The sequence below is a fragment of the Nonomuraea sp. B1E8 genome (genome assembly GCF_039871515.1).
Lineage (GTDB): Bacteria > Actinomycetota > Actinomycetes > Streptosporangiales > Streptosporangiaceae > Nonomuraea.
Genome location: NZ_JBDPLS010000009.1, coordinates 273535 through 291429, shown reverse-complemented (window position 1 = coordinate 291429; position 17895 = coordinate 273535). Strand labels below are relative to the sequence as shown.

General features: G+C 72.1%; 15 protein-coding genes. 8 read left to right on the top strand and 7 right to left on the bottom strand.

Going from position 1 to position 17895, the window contains the following annotated elements; all coding sequences use genetic code 11:
• The first annotated feature begins 89 nt into the window (after positions 1–89).
• The 4 genes from sepF to ABGA98_RS28855 all read left to right on the top strand — a co-directional run bounded on the left by sepF (position 90) and on the right by ABGA98_RS28855 (position 4169).
• Positions 90–590: a cell division protein SepF gene (sepF, locus tag ABGA98_RS28870; RefSeq protein WP_347621545.1), complete on the top strand. Its 501-nt coding sequence runs from the start codon at positions 90–92 to the stop codon at positions 588–590.
• A gap of 80 nt (positions 591–670) precedes the next feature.
• Positions 671–958: a YggT family protein gene (locus ABGA98_RS28865; RefSeq protein WP_132331012.1), complete on the top strand. Its 288-nt coding sequence runs from the start codon at positions 671–673 to the stop codon at positions 956–958.
• Positions 959–1062: 104 nt separating this feature from the next.
• Positions 1063–1953 (top strand): DivIVA domain-containing protein, encoded by an 891-nt coding sequence (locus ABGA98_RS28860; RefSeq protein ID WP_132598847.1) that lies wholly within the window; start codon positions 1063–1065, stop codon positions 1951–1953.
• A gap of 77 nt (positions 1954–2030) precedes the next feature.
• Positions 2031–4169: a hypothetical protein gene (locus ABGA98_RS28855; protein WP_347621544.1), complete on the top strand. Its 2139-nt coding sequence runs from the start codon at positions 2031–2033 to the stop codon at positions 4167–4169.
• 147 nt (positions 4170–4316) lie between these two features.
• Here the strand turns inward: ABGA98_RS28855 and ileS are convergent, their stop codons facing one another.
• The gene (gene ileS, locus ABGA98_RS28850; RefSeq protein ID WP_347621543.1) at positions 4317–7460 is read right to left on the bottom strand and encodes an isoleucine--tRNA ligase; all 3144 of its coding nucleotides are present in this window, start codon (positions 7458–7460) and stop codon (positions 4317–4319) included.
• 475 nt (positions 7461–7935) lie between these two features.
• On the opposite strand from ileS, the gene ABGA98_RS28845 reads away from it, so the two are divergent.
• From ABGA98_RS28845 to ABGA98_RS28835, 3 genes are read left to right on the top strand one after another with little or no spacing between them, the layout of a single operon-like run.
• Entirely contained in the window at positions 7936–8325 is a 390-nt protein-coding gene (locus tag ABGA98_RS28845) for a TraR/DksA C4-type zinc finger protein (RefSeq protein ID WP_347621542.1), read from the top strand.
• Positions 8326–8360: 35 nt separating this feature from the next.
• Positions 8361–8870 carry a signal peptidase II gene (lspA, locus tag ABGA98_RS28840; protein WP_347621541.1) on the top strand — a complete coding sequence of 170 codons (510 nt, stop codon included), beginning with the start codon at positions 8361–8363 and terminating at the stop codon, positions 8868–8870.
• On the top strand, positions 8863–9792 hold the full coding sequence (locus ABGA98_RS28835) for an RluA family pseudouridine synthase (RefSeq protein ID WP_347621540.1): 930 nt from the start codon (positions 8863–8865) through the stop codon (positions 9790–9792). The genes lspA and ABGA98_RS28835 overlap by 8 nt, the downstream gene beginning before the upstream one ends.
• On the opposite strand, the gene ABGA98_RS28830 is transcribed toward ABGA98_RS28835, so the two are convergent.
• From ABGA98_RS28830 to ABGA98_RS28805, 6 genes are read right to left on the bottom strand one after another with little or no spacing between them, the layout of a single operon-like run.
• Positions 9793–11157: a protein kinase gene (locus ABGA98_RS28830; protein WP_347621539.1), complete on the bottom strand. Its 1365-nt coding sequence runs from the start codon at positions 11155–11157 to the stop codon at positions 9793–9795.
• A 10-nt stretch (positions 11158–11167) separates the two neighbouring features.
• Entirely contained in the window at positions 11168–11479 is a 312-nt protein-coding gene (locus ABGA98_RS28825; protein ID WP_347621538.1) for an AzlD domain-containing protein, read from the bottom strand.
• Positions 11476–12138 carry an AzlC family ABC transporter permease gene (locus tag ABGA98_RS28820; RefSeq protein ID WP_347621537.1) on the bottom strand — a complete coding sequence of 221 codons (663 nt, stop codon included), beginning with the start codon at positions 12136–12138 and terminating at the stop codon, positions 11476–11478. Before ABGA98_RS28820 ends, ABGA98_RS28825 begins: the two co-directional genes overlap by 4 nt.
• 22 nt (positions 12139–12160) lie before the next feature.
• On the bottom strand, positions 12161–12991 hold the full coding sequence (locus tag ABGA98_RS28815; RefSeq protein ID WP_347621536.1) for an AraC family transcriptional regulator: 831 nt from the start codon (positions 12989–12991) through the stop codon (positions 12161–12163).
• A gap of 2 nt (positions 12992–12993) precedes the next feature.
• Positions 12994–14628 (bottom strand): serine/threonine-protein kinase, encoded by a 1635-nt coding sequence (locus ABGA98_RS28810; protein ID WP_347621535.1) that lies wholly within the window; start codon positions 14626–14628, stop codon positions 12994–12996.
• A gap of 10 nt (positions 14629–14638) precedes the next feature.
• A complete protein-coding gene (locus tag ABGA98_RS28805) occupies positions 14639–16453 on the bottom strand; it encodes a serine/threonine-protein kinase (RefSeq protein ID WP_347621534.1) in 1815 nt (604 codons plus the stop codon).
• A 1145-nt stretch (positions 16454–17598) separates the two neighbouring features.
• Here ABGA98_RS28805 and ABGA98_RS28800 point away from each other — a divergent pair.
• On the top strand, positions 17599–17895 hold the full coding sequence (locus tag ABGA98_RS28800; protein WP_347621660.1) for a chorismate mutase: 297 nt from the start codon (positions 17599–17601) through the stop codon (positions 17893–17895).

The window sequence follows — 17895 nt, the reverse complement described above, 5'->3', positions numbered from 1 at the left end:
CGGTGAGCTCCAGGGGGGTACGCCTACCGCCTCGGCGCCCGGAGACGGGCCCGAGCGAGTGCGACCATGAGCAGGAGGACGACGTAGCGATGGCCGGCGCGATGCGCAAGATGGCGGTCTACCTCGGTCTCGTGGAGGACGACCGCTACGAGAGGTATGAGACCTACCCGGACGAGTACGCCTACGAGGACGACGTGCAGCGAACCGGCGAAGAGCGGCCTGTCGCGGTCCAGGACCGCGACGAGGAAGCGGAGGCCGGGGTGCCCGCGCCGCGGCCCGCGACGGCGATCGTGGAGCGCCGCACGACGGATCTCGCCCGCATCACGACCCTTCACCCCCGCACGTACAACGAAGCGCGTACGATAGGGGAGCACTTCCGGGACGGCACCCCGGTCATCATGAACCTGACCGAGATGGTCGACAGCGACGCAAAGCGCCTTGTCGATTTCGCGGCGGGTCTCGTCTTTGGCCTACATGGCAGCATTGAACGTGTTACGAACAAGGTGTTCCTGTTGTCCCCTGCCAATGTCGAGGTGACCGCCGAGGACAAGGCCCGAATCGCGGAGCGCGGGTTCTTCAACCAGAGTTAGAGTCTCTGTATGTCTATCGCACCCAACCAGGTCTCGCCGAGGCCGGGAGGGCACATCAGAAGTGGAGGCGCGGCCGGGCCGTGGGGATCGTCAGTCAGATCTTGGTCGTTGTCCTGTCTCTCTATCTGGTGCTGCTCATCGGCAGGATGATCTTCGAGACGGTGCAGGCTTTCGCTCGCCAGTGGCGTCCTACGGGCGTCGTCCTGGTGCTGGCGGAGGCCACATACACCGCAACAGACCCACCACTCAAGTTCCTCCGCCGTTTCATTCCTCCGCTCCGGTTGGGTACGGTGGCCTTTGACCTAAGCTTCACTGTCCTGTTCATCGTCGTGCTCATCCTGATCCAGATCGCGGGAGCGCTTCGCTGAACGGGCCGATGTCGTGCCGGTCGTGATCCAACTCGTGTCCGCGCTGAAGTGATTCGGGTTACCGTCCTCAGGACAGACTCCAAAGCGCGCCAAGGAGACCAAAAATGCCGCTGACGCCCGCTGATGTGCGGAACAAGCAGTTCAGTACCACCCGGTTGCGGCCGGGCTACGACGAGGAAGAGGTCGACGCCTTCCTCGACGAGGTGGAGGCTGAGCTCGACCGCCTGATCCAAGAGAACGAGGAGCTCCGCGCCAAGCTGGCCGAGTGCCTTCGGGGGAAGGTGCCGGGCGGCATGAACATGCCCATGGCCTCGGCCCCGGTCCAGGAGCAGCAGCCCAAGCCCGAGATGATGGCGCCGCCGCAGCCGGAGCCCATGCGGGCCCCCGAGCCGCCGCCGGTGCAGCAGCAGCCGGTCCCCGTGGCCATGAACATGCCTCCGGCGGAGGACAACATGGACACCGCGGCCCGTGTGCTCGCGCTCGCCCAGCAGACCGCCGACCAGGCGATCTCCGACGCCCGCCGGGAGGCGGACGAGACGGTGACCCGCGCCCGGCGCGAGGCCGACGAGATCCTCACCAAGGCCCGCCGCCAGGCCGAGCAGGTCATCGGCGACGCCAGGGCCCGAGCGGAGACGCTCGAGCGCGACGCCCAGGAGCGCCACCGCCAGGCGATGGGCTCGCTGGTGCAGACCCGCGACGAGCTCGAGCGCAAGGTCGAGGAGCTGCGCAGCTTCGAGCGCGAATATCGCAGCAGGCTCAAGCTCTACCTGGAGAACCAGCTCGCCGAGCTCAACGTCGCGGCCGAGGGCAGCGGCGGGTTCCCGGTGATGTCCGGCGGTCCGCAGGGCCAGGCGGCGGCGCCTGCCATGTCGCACGCCGTGCCTCAGGGAAGTGGCCAGCAGCCCCTGCCCGGTGGCCCCAACCCGTTCGGCGGCGAGGCGGCTCCGCAGGGCGCCTTCCCCGGCGGTGACGGTCCCCACAACGACCGCCGGTAAAGTACAGGGTCACTAGGACCTGTCACTCGAAAGAGCCCTCTGTGATCCTCATCAGTGCTGGTTTGGTGCTCGCGGCAGTGGTATTGCTGATCGCGGGCTTCGTACTGGCGAAGCCGTTCCTGATCATGTGGTCCATCGTGGTCAGCGTGCTGTCCGCGCTGTTCCTGGTGATCGGGGCCTTCCTGCGGCGAAACGAGCTTTTTCCCGGTGGTGGGCAGGCCGCTGCGCCGGCCACCCCCCCGAAGGGGCTCACCCCGCCCGGCATGCCGTACACCCAGACCGGTGCCATGGCTCACCAGCCACCCCCGCACACCCGACCGCATCCGCGTCCGCAACCGCGGGCACCCCAGCGGGTGGCGACCGTTCCCGCCGCCTCCGCCCCGCGCCGCCCGGCGGCCGCGGGCATCTCACCGGATGCGATCGTGCTGGTGATCCCGGGACGCAAGAGATATCACGTGCCCGGTTGCCGACAGCTCAGCGGCCGGACCAACGAGGAGCTCACCTACGAGGAGGCCCGCGAGGAGGGCTTCACGCCCTGCACGACGTGCCTGCCTGACGCAGCGCTCGGCGGACGGCAGCTGCCGCCTGCCGCCGACCCCGAGCCCGCCGTCGCACCCGGCTCCGCCATCAGCGCGGAGAGCCGGGCGGAAAACTCCGCGGAGACCCGCGACCTACGTTCGCCGGTCGCACCGCCGAAGCCCGACACGAAGGCTTCCACCCCCAGCCCGGAGCCCGCCGCCGCCCACGAGGAAGGCGCCGGGTGGTTCGGCCACTCCGCCTCCGCCGCCCCCGACTCGGATGATGAGCAGGCGGAGACCCAGACTTCTGTTTTCCGGCCGCACACGCTCAGGGCCGAGACGCCGCCTTCCAGCGCGCCGCCCGAGCCGTCGACCGGCAAGCCTTCCCCTGGCAAGGCCTCTCCCGGCAAGCCCGGGACCCGGCCGGGCACCCCCGCGAAGACGTCCGGCCCGTCCGCGCCCGCGAAGAGGTCCGGCTCGTCCGCGCCCGCGAAGAGGTCCGGCTCGTCCGGCCGGCCCGCACCCGGCACGTCGTCCGCCCAGTCCGCCCGCACACCCGAGCAGCCCGGCGCCGGGCCGGGGCAGCCGAGCGGCGCGTCTGAGCGTCCCGCGGGCAAGCCCGGGCAGGCTGCGGAAAAGCCCGCACAGTCCCCGGGCAGGCCGGGGACGCCCGCCGAAGAGCAGGAATCGTCCGCGGACTCGCCCGCGCGGACCCCGGCCAAGCCGGGGCGGTCCGCCGCGAGTCCGCAGCAGTCCGGTGGTAAGCCGGGGCGGTCCGGAGGTGACGGCAAGCGTCCGCAGGGCGCCACGGGCGGCGCGGCGGACGACGACTCCGCGGGCCCCGCGACCGCGCCCCAGCCCAGGGTGCCGTCCTCCGCCACGCCAGGCCGTCCGGGAGCGTCCGGGCCGTCGAAGACTCCGTCCGGGGATGCCGACACCTCCGCAGCGGTGGGGCAGACCCTCATCCTTCCTGAACGGCCCGCGTCTTCGGCCGAGTCGGAGGCCAAGCCCAAGGGGCCGCTGCCCGCGGGCGCGACGGCCAGGTCCGCGGCGGAGGGCCGTCCCTCGGGCCCGCCGGCCAAGCCCGGCACCGCCCCCAAGGCCGGAACGCCCGCCGCGGCGGGAAGCCCCTCCGGCGCCGGCCAGAAGAACGCGACGTCCCGGCCCGGCACGCAGGGGGCGGCTGCGGCATCAGAACCCTCCAACGATGGCACCGGCACGCCCAAGGGCGGCTCTCCGGTTGCTCGACCGCAGCCGTCCGGCACCGGTGCTCAGCCTGCCGGCAAGCCTCAGCAACGGCAGGGTGACCAGGGGCCGGGCAAGCCTCGCCAAGGGCAGAGCGCGCAGGATACCGGTAGGCCTCGGCAAGGGCAGAGCGACCGGGAGCAGGGCAAGCCTCGGCAGGGTTCCCAGCCTTCCGGGGGCACACCCGCGAAGGCTCCGGCTGCCGGCTCGAAGGCTCCGGCCGCCGATTCCACGGCTGAGGGCTCCGAGAGGAAGCCGGGCGACGAACCCAAGGGCGGCGACAGCCGCACGGTGAAGGTCATCGTCGGCACCCGCCGCTACCACAGCACCAACTGCCCGCTGATCAGGGGTGCGGGCGAGTCGGGAGTGGAGACCATGGCGGCCGACGCGGCCGAGGCGGCCGGGCTGACGAGTTGCTCGGTCTGCCAGCACGACCGCGAATCGGTCAGCTGACCGCCCACACCTCCACGGCCCTCGAGTGCGTGGCGCGGGCCCTGGAAGGCGCGGGGACGTACGTGGTCGCCCGCCGTTGAGCGTACGGTGCGGGCCTTGGGAGGGGGCGGGCGTGGCCGGGCCGCACGTGGCCCGGCCGGCCCTGTGTCAGGTGCGGCGGAGCTGGAAGGTCAGCCCGAGGTCCTCGTCCGTGTGGGACGGCAGGTCTGCCGCGGTGCCTTCCGTGACCGACGTCGCCAGCACCTCCTCCGCCACGACCTGCCAGTCCGACCGCAACGCCGCGGCCAGGTCGGGCGAGGACGCGGTCCACCACAGCTCGATCCGGTCCGTGATGGACAGGCCGGTCGACTTGCGGGCTTCCTGCACCAGGCGGATGACCTCGCGCAGCAGACCCGCGCGGCGCAGGTCGTCGGTGAGCTCGAGGTCGAGGGCGACCGTCTCGCCCGTGCCCGTGCCGATCGCTCCCGTCTCCACCGCCCAGCCCGAGCGGGGCTGCTCGTTGACGATCACCTCGTCGGGGCCGAGCGTGACCTCGCCCAGGTCGCCGGCCTCCACCGTGACCGTGGAGCCCGAGCGCAGGGCCCTGGCCACGTGGGTGGGGTCGGCGGCGGCCCCCGCGGTGGCCACGAGCTTGGTCTGGGAGCCGAAGCGCTTGCCCAGGGCCCGGAAGTTGGGCTTGACGGAGTAGGACACCAGATCGGCGCTGAAGCCGGACATGTCCTCCAGAGCCTGGACGTTGAGCTCGTCGGCCACCAGGCCGCGCAGCTCGGCGGGCAACGACGGCCAGCCGTGCGCGCCCACCAGGGCCCGGCGGAGCGGCTGCCGGGTCCTGACGCCCGACGACGCACGGGCCGAACGGCCCAGCTCCACCAGCCGGCGGACCAGGGCCATCTGCTCCGACAGCGCCGGATCGAGCAGGTCGTCACGCACCTCGGGCCACGAGGCCAGGTGCACCGAGGAGGGAGCGTCCCCCGGCCGCAGGATGTCCCACAGGTAGTCGGTGACGAACGGCGTGACGGGCGCCATCAGCCGCAGCACCGTCTCCAGGCACTCGTACAGGGTGGCGAACGCGTCCTGCTCCCCCTGCCAGAAGCGGCGGCGGGAGCGGCGGACGTACCAGTTGGACAGGTCATCGAGGAAGTCGGCCAGCCGCCGCCCGGCCCGCTGGGTGTCGTAGTCGTCGAGCGACGCCGTCACCTCGGCCACCGTGCGGTGCAGCTCGGCCAGCGCCCAGCGGTCGAGCAGCGGGCGCTCGGCCGCCGGTGCGGCCTCCCGCAGCCGGGACGGCGACCACGACTCGGCGTTGGCGTAGAGAGTGAAGAACGACGCGGTGTTCCAGAGCGTCAGCAGGACCTTGCGGACGATCTCCTCGAGGGTGGTGTGCCCCACCCGGCGGGACGCCCATGGCGATCCCGAGCAGGCCATGAACCAGCGCAGGGCATCGGCGCCGTGCTGCTCCATCAGCGGGATCGGCTCGAGGATGTTGCCCAGGTGCTTGCTCATCTTGCGGCCGTCCTCGGCCAGGATGAGGCCGAGGCAGAGCACGTTCTCGTAGGAGGACCGGCCGAAGACGAGGGTGCCGACGGCCATCAGCGAGTAGAACCAGCCGCGCGTCTGGTCGGTGGCCTCGCAGATGAACTGCGCCGGGTAGACGCCCTCGGGCCTGCCGCGCTCGCCCCACTGCGCGAACGGCATGGAGCCCGAGTCGTACCAGGCGTCGATCACGTCGGGGACGCGCCGGGCCTGCTCGCCGCAGTCGGGGCAGGCGAAGGTCACGTCGTCGACGTACGGGCGGTGCGGGTCGAGGGCCGAGACGTCCTGGCCGGCCAGCTCGCCCAGCTCCTGCAGCGACCCGACGCACGTCACGTGGGACTCGTCGGCCGAGCACACCCACAGCGGCAGCGGCGTGCCCCAGTAGCGCGAGCGCGACAGCGACCAGTCGACGTTGTTGCGCAGCCACTCGCCGAACCGGCCCCACTTGATGGTGTCGGGATACCAGTTGGTCCTGGCGTTCTCGGCCAGCATCTGGTCCTTGACCGCGGTGGTGCGGATGTACCAGGACGGGAGCGCGTAGTAGAGCAGCGGCGTGTGGCAGCGCCAGCAGTGGGGGTAGCTGTGGTCGAAGTGGCCGCCGCGGAAGAGCAGCCCGCGGGCGCGCAGGTCGCCGGTCAGCTCCTCGTCGGCGTCCTTGAAGAAGCGCCCGCCGACCATGGGCACGTCGTCGAGGAAGCGGCCGTCGGGGCCGATCGGGTTGACGACCGGCATGTCGTACCGCTTGATGACGGCCAGGTCGTCGGCGCCGAACGCGGGAGCCTGGTGGACCAGGCCGGTGCCGTCGTCGACGGTGACGTAGTCGCCCAGCACGACGTAGTGGGCGCCCGGGATGTCGACCAGGTCGAAGGGGCGGGAGTAGGGGGTGTGCTCCAGCTCGCGCCCGGTGAAGCGGGCCAGTTCGGTCGCGTCCTCGCCGAGCACGGACAGCAGCGGCTCGGCCACCACCAGCACCTCGCCGCCGGCGGTGCGGGCGGCGACGTAGGTCACGTCGGGGTGCACGGCGACCGCCGTGTTCGACACGAGCGTCCACGGCGTGGTCGTCCAGATGAGCAGCGCCGCGCCCAGCTCGGCCAGCGGGCCGGACGTGACGGGCATGCGGACGTAGACCGACGGGCTGGAGACGGTCTCGTAGCCGCCGGGCTGGCCCAGCTCGTGGTCGGACAGGCCGGTGCCGCAGCGCGGGCAGTAGGGGGTGATCCGGAAGTCGCGGAACAGCAGCCCTTTGTCGTGGACGACCTTCAGCGACCACCACACCGACTCGATGTAGGACGGGTCCATCGTCCGGTAGGCCTGGGACAGGTCGATCCAGTAGCCCATGCGCTCGGTCAGCTGCTCGAACGCGTCGACGTGCCGCAGCACCGACTCGCGGCACTTGGCGTTGAACTCGGCGATGCCGTACGTCTCGATGTCCTTCTTGCCGGACAGGCCCAGCTCGCGCTCGACGCCGACCTCGACGGGCAGGCCGTGGCAGTCCCAGCCGGCCTTGCGCGGGACGCTGAACCCGCGCATGGACTTGTAGCGCGGGAAGAGGTCCTTGAAGACCCGCGCCTCGACGTGGTGGACGCCGGGCAGGCCGTTGGCGGTGGGCGGGCCCTCGTAGAAGACCCACGACGGGTTGCCGGTGTTCTGCTCGACGGACCGCTCGAAGATCTTCCCGTCCCGCCAGCGGTCGAGGACCTCGCGCTCGAGCGCGGGCAGGTCGACCTGCGCGGGAAGAGAGCGGAATGTTGGGGACATCTCGGGCGTGACCTCCACGCTTGATCGGCCGGCTGGCTGGCGTGAAGGGACGAAGCCGTGCGGCTCCGCGGTACCACCCTTCTTGGCTCCGCGCTGGGCGGAGCCCTCTTCATTCGCTCTGCTGCCGGGTCTAATGAGCTCGGACGAGCCGTTCTTCCGGCGGCTCCGGGGTGATATCCCTCACAGTGGGGCCCCATCAACGCCTTGCAGATTCAAACCATAACGCAGAGTGGGGGCGAAGGCTTCCCGGTTTCCCTGGTGGGGGAGGCTACGGCCATAGATGTCCAGACATGTCAGTCCGGAAGTCGTAAACGGCGACAAAGTTGTGGGAATGGACGCCGCTGAGGAGGAGTTGAATGCGCGTGGCGGGATAGTACGGGGGAGGTAAACCGACCGGCGGGTCGTTTGCCGTTCCGTTATCCGGATCCTAAGCTGCCCGCACCATTACGGGCCTTGATCAGCAATGGAGGCAGCCATGGCGGCAGTCACGCAGACCGCTACACCGTCGATGTGGTCGGGCGAGGAGCTGGCCGAGGTACGCGGCAGACTGCAGAGCGAGATCGACGAACTCAACGCGGACATCCTCCGGCACGAGTCCGAGATAGCCTCTGGAGACGTCACCCAAGGAGCCGGCGACGACCAGGCGGACGCCGGCGCGAAGACGTATGAGCGCGAACGCGAGATCGCCCTTACCCTGAATGCGCGCGATCTGGTCGCGCAGAACGAACGTGCGATCGCCAGGATCGACGCAGGGACCTACGGAGTGTGCGAATCGTGCCACAAGCCGATCGGCAAGGAACGCCTTCAGGCGTTCCCGAGGGCGACGCTGTGCGTCAAGTGCAAGCAGAGGGAGGAACGCCGGTAGGCAGCCCACGCCGGCGCCTCTTCGCCGTCCTCATCGTGCTGGCGGCCGTGATCTACGCGGCCGACCTCGTCACCAAGACGGTGGTGCTGCGCACGCTCGAGGGCGAGGCGCCGCTGGTCGTCATCCAGGACGTCCTGCAGTTCAGGGTGATCTTCAATCCCGGGGCCGCGTTCAGCATCGGCACCGGGATGACGTTCATCTTCACCATCATCGCGGCCGGCGTGGTTGTCGCCATCGTGCGCACCGCCCGCAAGCTGGGCAGCAGGGCCTGGGCGGTCACGCTCGGCCTGCTGCTCGGCGGGGCGTTCGGCAACCTCACCGACCGCCTCCTGCGCTACCCGTCGGGCATCGGGCGCCCCACGCAGTTCCAGGGGCACGTCGTCGACTTCATCGAGGTGTTCCCCGGGCACTTCCCCGTGATCGACTATTTCCCCGTCTTCAACATCGCCGACTCGGCGATCGTCTGCGGCGGCATCCTCGCGGTGCTCCTGGCCTGGCGCAACGTGCAGATCGACGGCTCCAAGGAGGTGGCCGGGGATGACTGAGCAGCGGAGCCTGCCGGTCCCCGACGGCCTGGAGGGCGAGCGGCTCGACGCCGCCCTCTCGCGGTTGTTCGGCTTCTCCCGCACGCGCGCGGCCGAGCTGATCGGGGCCGGCGAGGTGCTGGTCGACGGCAGGCAACCGGCCAAGAGCGACCGGGTGCACGCGGGCGCCTGGCTCGACGTGACGATGCCGCCGCCGATCACCACGCCCATGCCGGTCGCCGAGCCGGTGCCGGGCATGACGATCGTCCACGAGGACGACGACATCGTGGTGGTCAACAAGCCGATCGGGGTGGCCGCCCACCCGACCGTCGGCTGGACGGGCCCCACCGTGATCGGCGGGCTGATGGGGGCCGGGCACACGATCGCCACCAGCGGCGCGGCCGAGCGGCAGGGCATCGTGCACCGGCTCGACGCCAACACCACCGGCGCGATGGTGGTGGCCAAGAGCGAGCACGCCTACTCCCATCTCAAGCGGGCCTTCAAGGAACGTACGGTCGACAAGCGCTACCACGCGCTGGTCCAGGGGCATCCCGACCCGTTCAGGGGCACCGTCGACGCGCCCATCGACCGGCACCCGTCGGGTGACGGCAGGTTCGCCGTGGTGGCGGGCGGCAAGCCGTCGGTGACCCACTACGACACGATCGAGGCGTTCCGGGCGGCGTCGCTGCTCGACATCAAGCTGGAGACCGGGCGCACCCACCAGATCAGGGTGCACATGTCGGCGCTGCGCCACCCGTGCGTCGGAGACCTGCTCTACGGCGCCGACCCCACGCTCGCGGCCAGGCTGGGCGTCATCCGGCAGTGGCTGCACGCGGTCGCGCTGGGGTTCGAGCACCCGGAGACGGGCGAGTGGATGTCGTTCGGCACCGACTACCCGCAGGACCTGCAGAAGGCCCTCGACATCGTCCGCGCCGAGTCCTGATCAGGACCCGGTTTCGCTCTCCTGGGTCTCGCCGGCCGCCGCCCCGCCGTCCTCGGAGCCCTCGACCTGGCCGGGGGTCCGGCCGGGCCTCTCCACCTTCTCGTCCTCGCGCGGTTTCTCCGCGGACTCGGTGGGTGCGGGCGCGCGCGTGACGCGGCCGCGTTCCTCGCGAGGGGTTTCCGGCCGCTCACGGGCCGTCGGCGGCGCCGGCGTCTCCCCTCCCGGCTTGGAGACGGGGCCGCTCTCCGAGGATCGCTCCGGCCGCGGCGACGCCTCCTCCGACGGCGCCTCCGATGACGCCTCCTCCGTCGGCGTCGGCTCGCCCGAGGTCGTCACCACGATGGGCACCTGCTGATGTGCCGGCACGTTGTACGGCTGGTTCGAGAACCACACCGCGCCTCCCGTGACGAGCCCCACGAGCAGCGCGCCTCCCGCGATCGCGGCCAGGTGCAGCTCGCGCCTCCGTCGCGCCGTCCCCGGGATCGTCCGGGGCGGCGCGCCTCCGCGCGTCTCCGGTGCGGCGAAGGGGCCCGTGGGGTCGGGCGCCGCGCCCGCGATGATCGCGGCCAGCCGCTGCTCGGCCTCCTCCAGCGACATGCGCTCGGCAGGGTTCTTGCGCAGCAGACCGAGCAGTACGGGAGCCAGCGCCCCCGCGCGCGACAGCGGTTCCGGCTCGGCGTGCATGACCGCGCCCAGCGTGGCCAGGGCGTTCTCCCGCTGGAAGGGCGAGTCGCCCTCGACCGCCAGGTAGAGCGTCGCGCCCAGCGCCCACAGGTCCGAGGCCGGTCCAGCGCGGCCGCCCGCGGCGCGCTCCGGCGCCATGTAGGCGGGCGTGCCGATCAGGATGCCCGTCCTCGTGACGGGGGCCTCGTCCTCCGTGGTCGCGATGCCGAAGTCGGTCAGCACCGCCCGGCCGTCCTTGGTGAGCAGCACGTTGTCCGGTTTGACGTCCCGGTGCAGCACGCCCGCCGCGTGGGCCGCGCGCAGCGCCTCCAGCAGTTGCAGCCCGACGCGGGCGGCCTGTGACGGGGGCATCGGGCCGTCCTCGCGGATCGCCTCGCCGAGCGTGCGGGAGCGGACCAGTTGCATGACGATCCACGGGTGCCCGCGCTCCTCCAGGACGTCGTACACGGCGGCGACGCTCGGGTGCGCCACCCGGCCGGCGGCCCTGGCCTCGCGGAAGGTGCGTACGGCGAACACCTCGCGCTCCGAACCCGTGAGGTCGGGAGGCGGCAGGACCTCCTTGACGGCCACGTCCCTGCCGAGCACCTCGTCGTGCGCCTGCCACACCGTGCCCATGCCGCCCTGGCCGATCATCCTGACCAGCCGGTACCGTCCACCGACCATCCCCGTTGCATCGGTCATGCACGAGCGACTACCCAGTAAAAATCCGGACAAGCGCGGTAATGACCGCCGCAGACGCCAGAACCATCAGAAACGGGGCACGCAGCAGCAGGGCGATCACCGCCGCGCCGAGACCCGCCGCACGGGCCGGGTCGAACGACAGCCCGCCCTCCTCGGTGAACATCTGCACCGCGATCAGCGCCGCCAGCAGCGCCACCGGCACCAGCTCGGCGAACCTGCTCACCACCGGATGCTCCAGCACCCGCTGCGGCGCGGCCAGCCCGGCCAGCTTGAGCGCGTAGCAGCCGGCGCAGAGCGCGGCGATGGCCCACCACAACGTCATCGGGCCATCACCACCAGAACCGCCGCGGCCGACAGCAGCACGGGGACGCCCGGCGGCAGGAAGGGGGTCGCGCACAGGGCGATCGCCGCGCCGGCCCCGGCCAGCAGGCGCAGCTCGGCGCTCTTCGCCAGACGGGGCCACAGGATGGCCAGGAACGCGGCCGGGCCCACCACGTCCAGGCCCACCATGTCAGGGTCACCGAGGAACGACGTGCCGTACGCGCCCGCCAGGGTGGTGAGGTTCCACGTGACGTAGAGGCTGGCGAACGTGGTCGCGAAGCCGGTGCGCGCCGCCTCCGGGGTCGGCTGGGCCAGGGAGACGGCCGCGGTCTCGTCGATCACGCCGTGCGCGGCGACCAGCCGGCGCGGCCCGCGTACCCGCAGCAGGTCGGCCAGGCGCAGGCCGTACAGGGTGTTGCGGCCGCCGAGCAGCAGCGCGCCGAGGGTGGCGGCCACCAGGTCGCCGCCCGCGCCCACCGCGCCCGTCAGCGCGAACTGCGAGGCGCCGGTGAACGTCAGCAGGCTCAGCACGCACGCCTGCGGCACGCTCAGGCCCGCGGTGACCGCCGCGGCGCCGAAGGCGAGCCCGGACAGCCCCACGGCCAGGCCCACGCCGAAGCCGTCCCGCACGGCGGCGGAACGGTGTGTTGTCTGTTCCATGCCGCCGAGGCTAGGCGTGGGGTCAAGCGCCGGTCTTGTACGTTCCTGCAGCGCGCTGGTAGGCGGCGGGAGGTACGCCCACGACACGCTTGAAATGCCGGTTGAGGTGGGCCTGGTCGGTGAAGCCCACCTCGGCCGCCACCTGCGCGGGGCGTACCCCGGACAGCAGCAGCCGGCGCGCCTGGCGTACCCGGAGTGAGGTGAGGTAGGCGTGCGGCGGCATGCCCGTCGCGGCCTTGAACGCCCGCAGCAGTGCGAACGGCCGCGCCCCCACCGCGCCGGCGAGATCGTCCAGCGTCGGCGGGTCGACGAGGCTGCCGTGGAGCAGGTCGAGTGCCTCCCGCACGGCCCGCCTGCCCTCGGCGGGCAGGGCCGCGGCCGGCCTGGGCGTGGCGTGGCGCGTCACCAGCCGGGCGAACAGCGTGCGGCTCAACGTCGAGGCGGCCAGCGCGTCGCCCCGCTCGGCCGCCTGGTGCGCCCGCCCGAGCAGGGCCGCCACCTCGTCGTCGCGCACCACCTGCTCGGGGAAGTGCGGCGTCGCGTAGGGGGCGCCCAGCTCGGCGGCGACCGAGGACAGCGCGTCGATCGACGGATAGAGCATGCGGTACGCCCACCCGCCGGGCACGCCGGCCTGCCCGGTGTGCACCGAGTCGGGGTTGACCAGCACCAGCTCGCCCGTGCCCGCCCGGTGCAGGGTGCCGCGGTAGTGGAACTCCTCGACGCCGCCCACGATGACCCCGATGGCGTAGCCGTCGTGCACGTGCCGGGAGAAACGGTGGGTGACGTAGCGGGCTTTGAGCAGGTCGGTCTCCGGCACCGCCGGGTGCCGCCAGAAGTGTGCTTGTTCCTTCATGGTCATTCGGGTCTGAACGTCTTCGCGAACGCCGCGAAGTAGTGCCGGTCACGCTGCCAGCGCGCCTGGGTGGTCTCCCAGTAGAGAGCGTACGGGCGGCCGTCCGCGGTGTGGAAACCGCGGTTGAGCACGTGAATGGTGGAACCGTCACGCTCCCGGGTGAATTCCCAGTCGGCGGCCTCGCGGCCGAGGAACCTCGTGGGCGTGATGCGGATGCGCTCGTAGCCCTTGAACAGCTTCTTCGCCAGGATCTCCTTCTCCAGGCCGATCCAGTGCCCGCGCGGGTCGTCCCACGGGATGTCGGGGACGGTCCACTCGACGATCATCGTGCCGGAGGCGCCTGGGCGGGAGAAGGAGACGCTGTCCCTGGTGGCGTGCTTCTCGGCCCTCCACTGCCGGGGCAGGGCGATCGAGAAGCGGCCCGCGGCGCTCGTGTACGTCCGCCAGCCCTCCGGCACCGGCGCCCTCGTGGGGTCCGGCTCAGTGGTCGGCCCAGGTGTCGGCTCAGTGGGCGTGGGCGTCGCGGTGGGCTCGCCGCCTGTAGGGCCGGTCGTGGGGCCGGTCGTGGGGCCGGTCGTGGGGGTCGCCGTCCATCCGTCGGACAGCAGCACGCCCCCCGTGCCCAGCACCGCCACCCCGATCACCGCCGCGGGCACCGCGATCCACCAGGTCCTGGCACGCGCACGCCGGCCGGATTCCGTGGGCCGCCGGTCGCCGGCGGGAAACCGGCCGCCGGTCACCGCGCGGGCGCCGTCCGGCGGGCCGGGGACCTCGGCCGTGCCGCCCGCCCGGCCTGGCGTCGCGGGGCCGGTGGCCGTCGCCGGCCGGTCGGGTGCGCCGGCGGCGTCGTACAGGAGCCTGGCGGCCTCTTCCGCGGGCATCCTGGCGGCGGGGTTCCTGCGCAGCAGCCCCATGATGACCGGCTTCAGCGCTCCGGCCCGCGTCGGCGGCTCGGGTTCGTCACGCAGCACCGCGGCCACCGTCGCGGCCCACGAGTCGCGCTTGAACGGCGGCTCGCCCTCGACGGCCGCGTAGAGCGTCGCCCCCAGCGACCACAGGTCGGACTCGGGCCCGGCCGGATCGCCGTTCAGCCGCTCAGGAGGCATGTAGGCGGGCGTGCCCACCACATTGCCGGTCGCCGTCAGCCCTGCCTCCGCCTCCATCGAGGCGATGCCGAAGTCGGTGAGCACCACCCTGCCGTCGTCGGCGAGCAGGACATTCTCCGGCTTCACGTCGCGGTGCAGCACCCCGGTCGCGTGCGCGGCCCGCAGGGCGCCGAGCACCCGGCCGCCGATCACCGCGACCTGCCCCACGCGCAGGGGACCGCTCTCGCGGATCACCTCCGCCAGCGAGCGGGAGGGCACCAGTTGCATGACGATCCACGGGCGGCCGTCCTCCTCGACGACGTCGTGGATGACGATCACCGACGGGTGGTCGAGGCGGCCCGCCGCCCTGGCTTCCCTGATGGTCCTGCGGGTGAGCTCGGCCCGCCGCGCGTCGCCGACGCCGGAGTAGCGGACCTCCTTGATCGCGACCGTGCGGTCGAGCAGCTGGTCGTAGGCCCGCCAGACCACACCCATCCCGCCCTCGCCGAGAGGCTCGAGGAGGTGGTATCGGTTGCTGACCTGCCGTGCCACGCGGGGAAGCCTACTTCGCCGGTTTGAACGTCGCGCAGAACCCTTCGAAGAAGTCGTAGTCGGCCTTCCAGTGGCTGTTCAGGGTGTGCCAGTAGATCGCGTACGCCCGTCCGTTGGTGGTGACGAAGCCCCGGTTGCGCACGCGGGTCTTGCCCGTGTTGGTGTTCCAGGTGAAGTCCCAGTCGGCCGCGGCCTTCATGTAGCCGAACTTCTCGGTGTCGACCTTCTCGATGTCGAGCTTCTTGTAGCCACCGAAGTTGTGCTTGAGGTGCGGTTCCTGCTTCTTCCAGTCCTTGTACGGGTCACTCCCAGGCTTGGCCGCCTCTTCGATCATCAGATAGGCGTTGGACGCCGCGCCCGGCCCCTTGAACTTGACCTGCCTGCCGCCGCGGTCCCATACGTCCCAGCCCTTGGGTAACCCGATGGAGAAGCCCAGTTTCTTGTCCTTGTACATCTTCCACCCGTCGGGCAGCGCGTTCGCCGTCTCGCTGGGCTCCGGGGCCGGGCTGTCGCTGGGGCTCGGCGAGGGATCCCCGGACGGGCTTTCCGACGGCGAGGTGCTCGCGGAGGCGCTCGGCGACGCCTGCGTGAGCGTCGCGGGCGCGGAGGTGACCGGCCCGCCCGCCGCCTGGTCGTCGGGGGCCGAGCGCAGGCCGAGGTAGCCGCCCACGCCGGCGACGAGAACGACCGCCGCGGCGGCCGCGACGACCATCCCGGCCCGCACCTGGCCCGGCCTCGCCGCGTCCACCGTCGGCTCCGACGCCGGCCGGGGCTCCTCCGTCAGCGGGGAGATCCGGGCGCCGGTCTCCGGGACGGCCCGGGCCGCCGCGGCCGCCAGGGCCGGGTCGGTCGGGGTTTCGTCCACGGCAGGGGCGGGCGCCCGCCGCGGCCTGCTCGCCGACACGGGCGGGAACGGGACCTTGCGCGCCTTGGCCGGTGCGCCGGCCGGAGGGGGCACCTCGAGCGGCTGGGCGGCGGGGAACTGCGCCGTGGGCGGGGGACTCGCCTGCGCGATGGCGGCGCGCAGCAGCCGCTGCGTCTCCTCGTACGTGAGCCGCTGCACCGGCTCCTTCACCAGCAGCCCGCTGATCACCTCGGCGAGCGGGCCGGCGTGCGGCATGGGATCGGGCTCGTCGGTGAGCACGGCGTGCATCGTGGCCAGCGCCATCCCCCGCTCGTGCGGGGAACGGCCCTCCACGGCCGTGTACAGCGTGGCGCCCAGGGACCACAGGTCCGACTCGCGCCGCGCGGGCAGCCCCTTGAGCCGCTCGGGCGCGATGAACGCCGGGGTGCCGGCCAGCCCCGTCACCGTCAGCTGCGTCTCCGTCTCCAGCGTGGCGATGCCGAAGTCGGTCAGCACGACCCTGCCGTCGTCGGCGAGCAGGACGTTCTCCGGCTTGACGTCGCGGTGCAGCACGCCCGCCTCGTGTGCGCGGTGCAGCGCGTCGAGCACGGCCAGGCCGATCTCGGCCACCCGCTTGGGCGGCAGCGGCCCGTCCTGCTTGATCACCGTGCCCAGCGAACGTGACTGGACGAGCTGCATGACGATCCAGGGCCTGTCATCCTCCTCGATCACGTCGTGCACGACGATCACGTTGGGATGCTCGAATCTCGCCGCCGCTCTCGCCTCGCGCATGGTGCGCCGGTTCAGTAGCTGCACCTCATCGCCCAGGGCGGCGGCGTACCTGACCTCCTTGACCGCGACCGTGCGGTCAAGAAGCTCGTCGTGGGCACGCCAGACGATGCCCATTCCGCCCCTGCCGATGGGTTCCTGCAGCTGGTAGCGGCCGGCGATGCGGCGTCCGTCCTGCTTGCGATCCGACATCAACGGCCTCAAACCCTCCCTCTAGGCCAAGAAATACTCCCATAGGCAGGGATCAACGGCGACTCGCCGGAGGGCCAGTCCGCCATGTGAGAAGCATCGTCCAGCAGGTGGAGGCATGGGTGTAAGGTTTCAGACATGACTTGTCGCTACGCGTTTACCGAGCCGGCTCCAGGAGGGCCGGTCGGCGGCTAGCGACCACCTGGAGTCGGCAGAGGCAGAGACGCCCCGTCTCTGCCTTTTTGGTTTTCCTGCCGGTTCCGGAGAGCCGGCCCGAGCGAGGGATCGAGATGTCATCGACCTTGGAACGGCACGCGGTGGCGGTGGGCGGGCTGCTCGTGGGCGAGGGGCCCGCCGTGGTGATCGACGGCCGGGTGAGCCTGCGGGAGCGCCACGGGCGGGCGGACGTGTACGAGGTGCTGCGCGAGCGGGCCGCGCGGTCGGCCCCGCTGCTGGTGGAGCCGCTCTCGGCGGCCGACCTTCCGGCGATCGCCGCGCTCGCCGGAGCGGTGGTGGTGGGATCGTCGTGGACGCGCGACATCCCGCTGGTGCGGGCGGCGGCCGGGCTGGGCCTGCCGGTCGTGGTGGAGCGACGGGCTGCGGGGACCCTGGAGGAGTGGCTCGGGCTGGCCGGCTACTGCGCGGCAGAGGGGGACGGGCAGGTGATCCTCTGCGAGGGGCCTTCGCTGGATCTGGGGTTGATGCGGGCCGCGCGGGTGGCGTCCGGGAGGCCGGTGCTCGCCGACGTTTCCCGAAATGTCGGGCTATCCGCCGCAGCGGTCGCCGCCGGCGCCGACGGCCTCCTCCTCCCCGCGCCCTCCCAGAGCGCGGGCAACCCGGCCGCCTCCTCCGGCGACCGCGCCCACGCTTCCACGCGGCCCGGCGGCGCCGGTTCCCGGAACGGCGGGGCGGACTCCGCAGGTCGCGGGGGCGCGGCCGGTGGCGGGCACGGCGGGATGGCTGACCCCGGGCACGCGGGCAAGAACGACCCCGCGGGGACCAGGCGGTCAGGTTACGCGGGCGTCGTGGCCCGGGAGTTCGCGGCGGCGGACGGGATCGGACTGCCGGGAGCCATGGCGGACCCCGGGGCGATCCCCGATGCCGACCAGGAGGCGGCGCTGCGGGTGGCCGAGGAGGCCGTGACCGTCGTGGGCGCCCTGCTCCGTCCTGAGGCGCCCGCCACGCTGCCGGAGTGCAGGGACGCGATCGACCGGGTCGACGCCGCGCTGGCGACGCTGCTGGAGCGCAGAGCCGCGCTGGCGGGCATCGTCCAGCGGATCAAGCCCGTCGGCGGCTTCGCCGGGCGCGACCTCGACCGGGAGCGCGCCCTCGTGAAACGCATGGCGTCGCGCGCGCCGTCGCTGGGGGAGCACCGGCTCGCTCCCATCATGAACGCCGTCATCGAGGCGGGCCTCCACCTGGCCGAGGAGCGCGCCCGCCGCTGA

What these genes read in the sequence shown, in the direction of transcription:
- ABGA98_RS28825 (WP_347621538.1), bottom strand. Translation starts at nt 11,479, where the DNA reads ATGACGTTGTGGTGGGCCATCGCCGCGCTCTGCGCCGGCTGCTACGCG.
- ABGA98_RS28805 (WP_347621534.1), bottom strand. Translation starts at nt 16,453, where the DNA reads ATGTCGGATCGCAAGCAGGACGGACGCCGCATCGCCGGCCGCTACCAG.
- ABGA98_RS28860 (WP_132598847.1), top strand. Translation starts at nt 1,063, where the DNA reads ATGCCGCTGACGCCCGCTGATGTGCGGAACAAGCAGTTCAGTACCACC.
- ABGA98_RS28820 (WP_347621537.1), bottom strand. Translation starts at nt 12,138, where the DNA reads ATGGAACAGACAACACACCGTTCCGCCGCCGTGCGGGACGGCTTCGGC.
- ABGA98_RS28835 (WP_347621540.1), top strand. Translation starts at nt 8,863, where the DNA reads ATGACTGAGCAGCGGAGCCTGCCGGTCCCCGACGGCCTGGAGGGCGAG.
- ABGA98_RS28815 (WP_347621536.1), bottom strand. Translation starts at nt 12,991, where the DNA reads ATGAAGGAACAAGCACACTTCTGGCGGCACCCGGCGGTGCCGGAGACC.
- ABGA98_RS28830 (WP_347621539.1), bottom strand. Translation starts at nt 11,157, where the DNA reads ATGACCGATGCAACGGGGATGGTCGGTGGACGGTACCGGCTGGTCAGG.
- sepF (WP_347621545.1), top strand. Translation starts at nt 90, where the DNA reads ATGGCCGGCGCGATGCGCAAGATGGCGGTCTACCTCGGTCTCGTGGAG.
- ileS (WP_347621543.1), bottom strand. Translation starts at nt 7,460, where the DNA reads ATGTCCCCAACATTCCGCTCTCTTCCCGCGCAGGTCGACCTGCCCGCG.
- ABGA98_RS28845 (WP_347621542.1), top strand. Translation starts at nt 7,936, where the DNA reads ATGGCGGCAGTCACGCAGACCGCTACACCGTCGATGTGGTCGGGCGAG.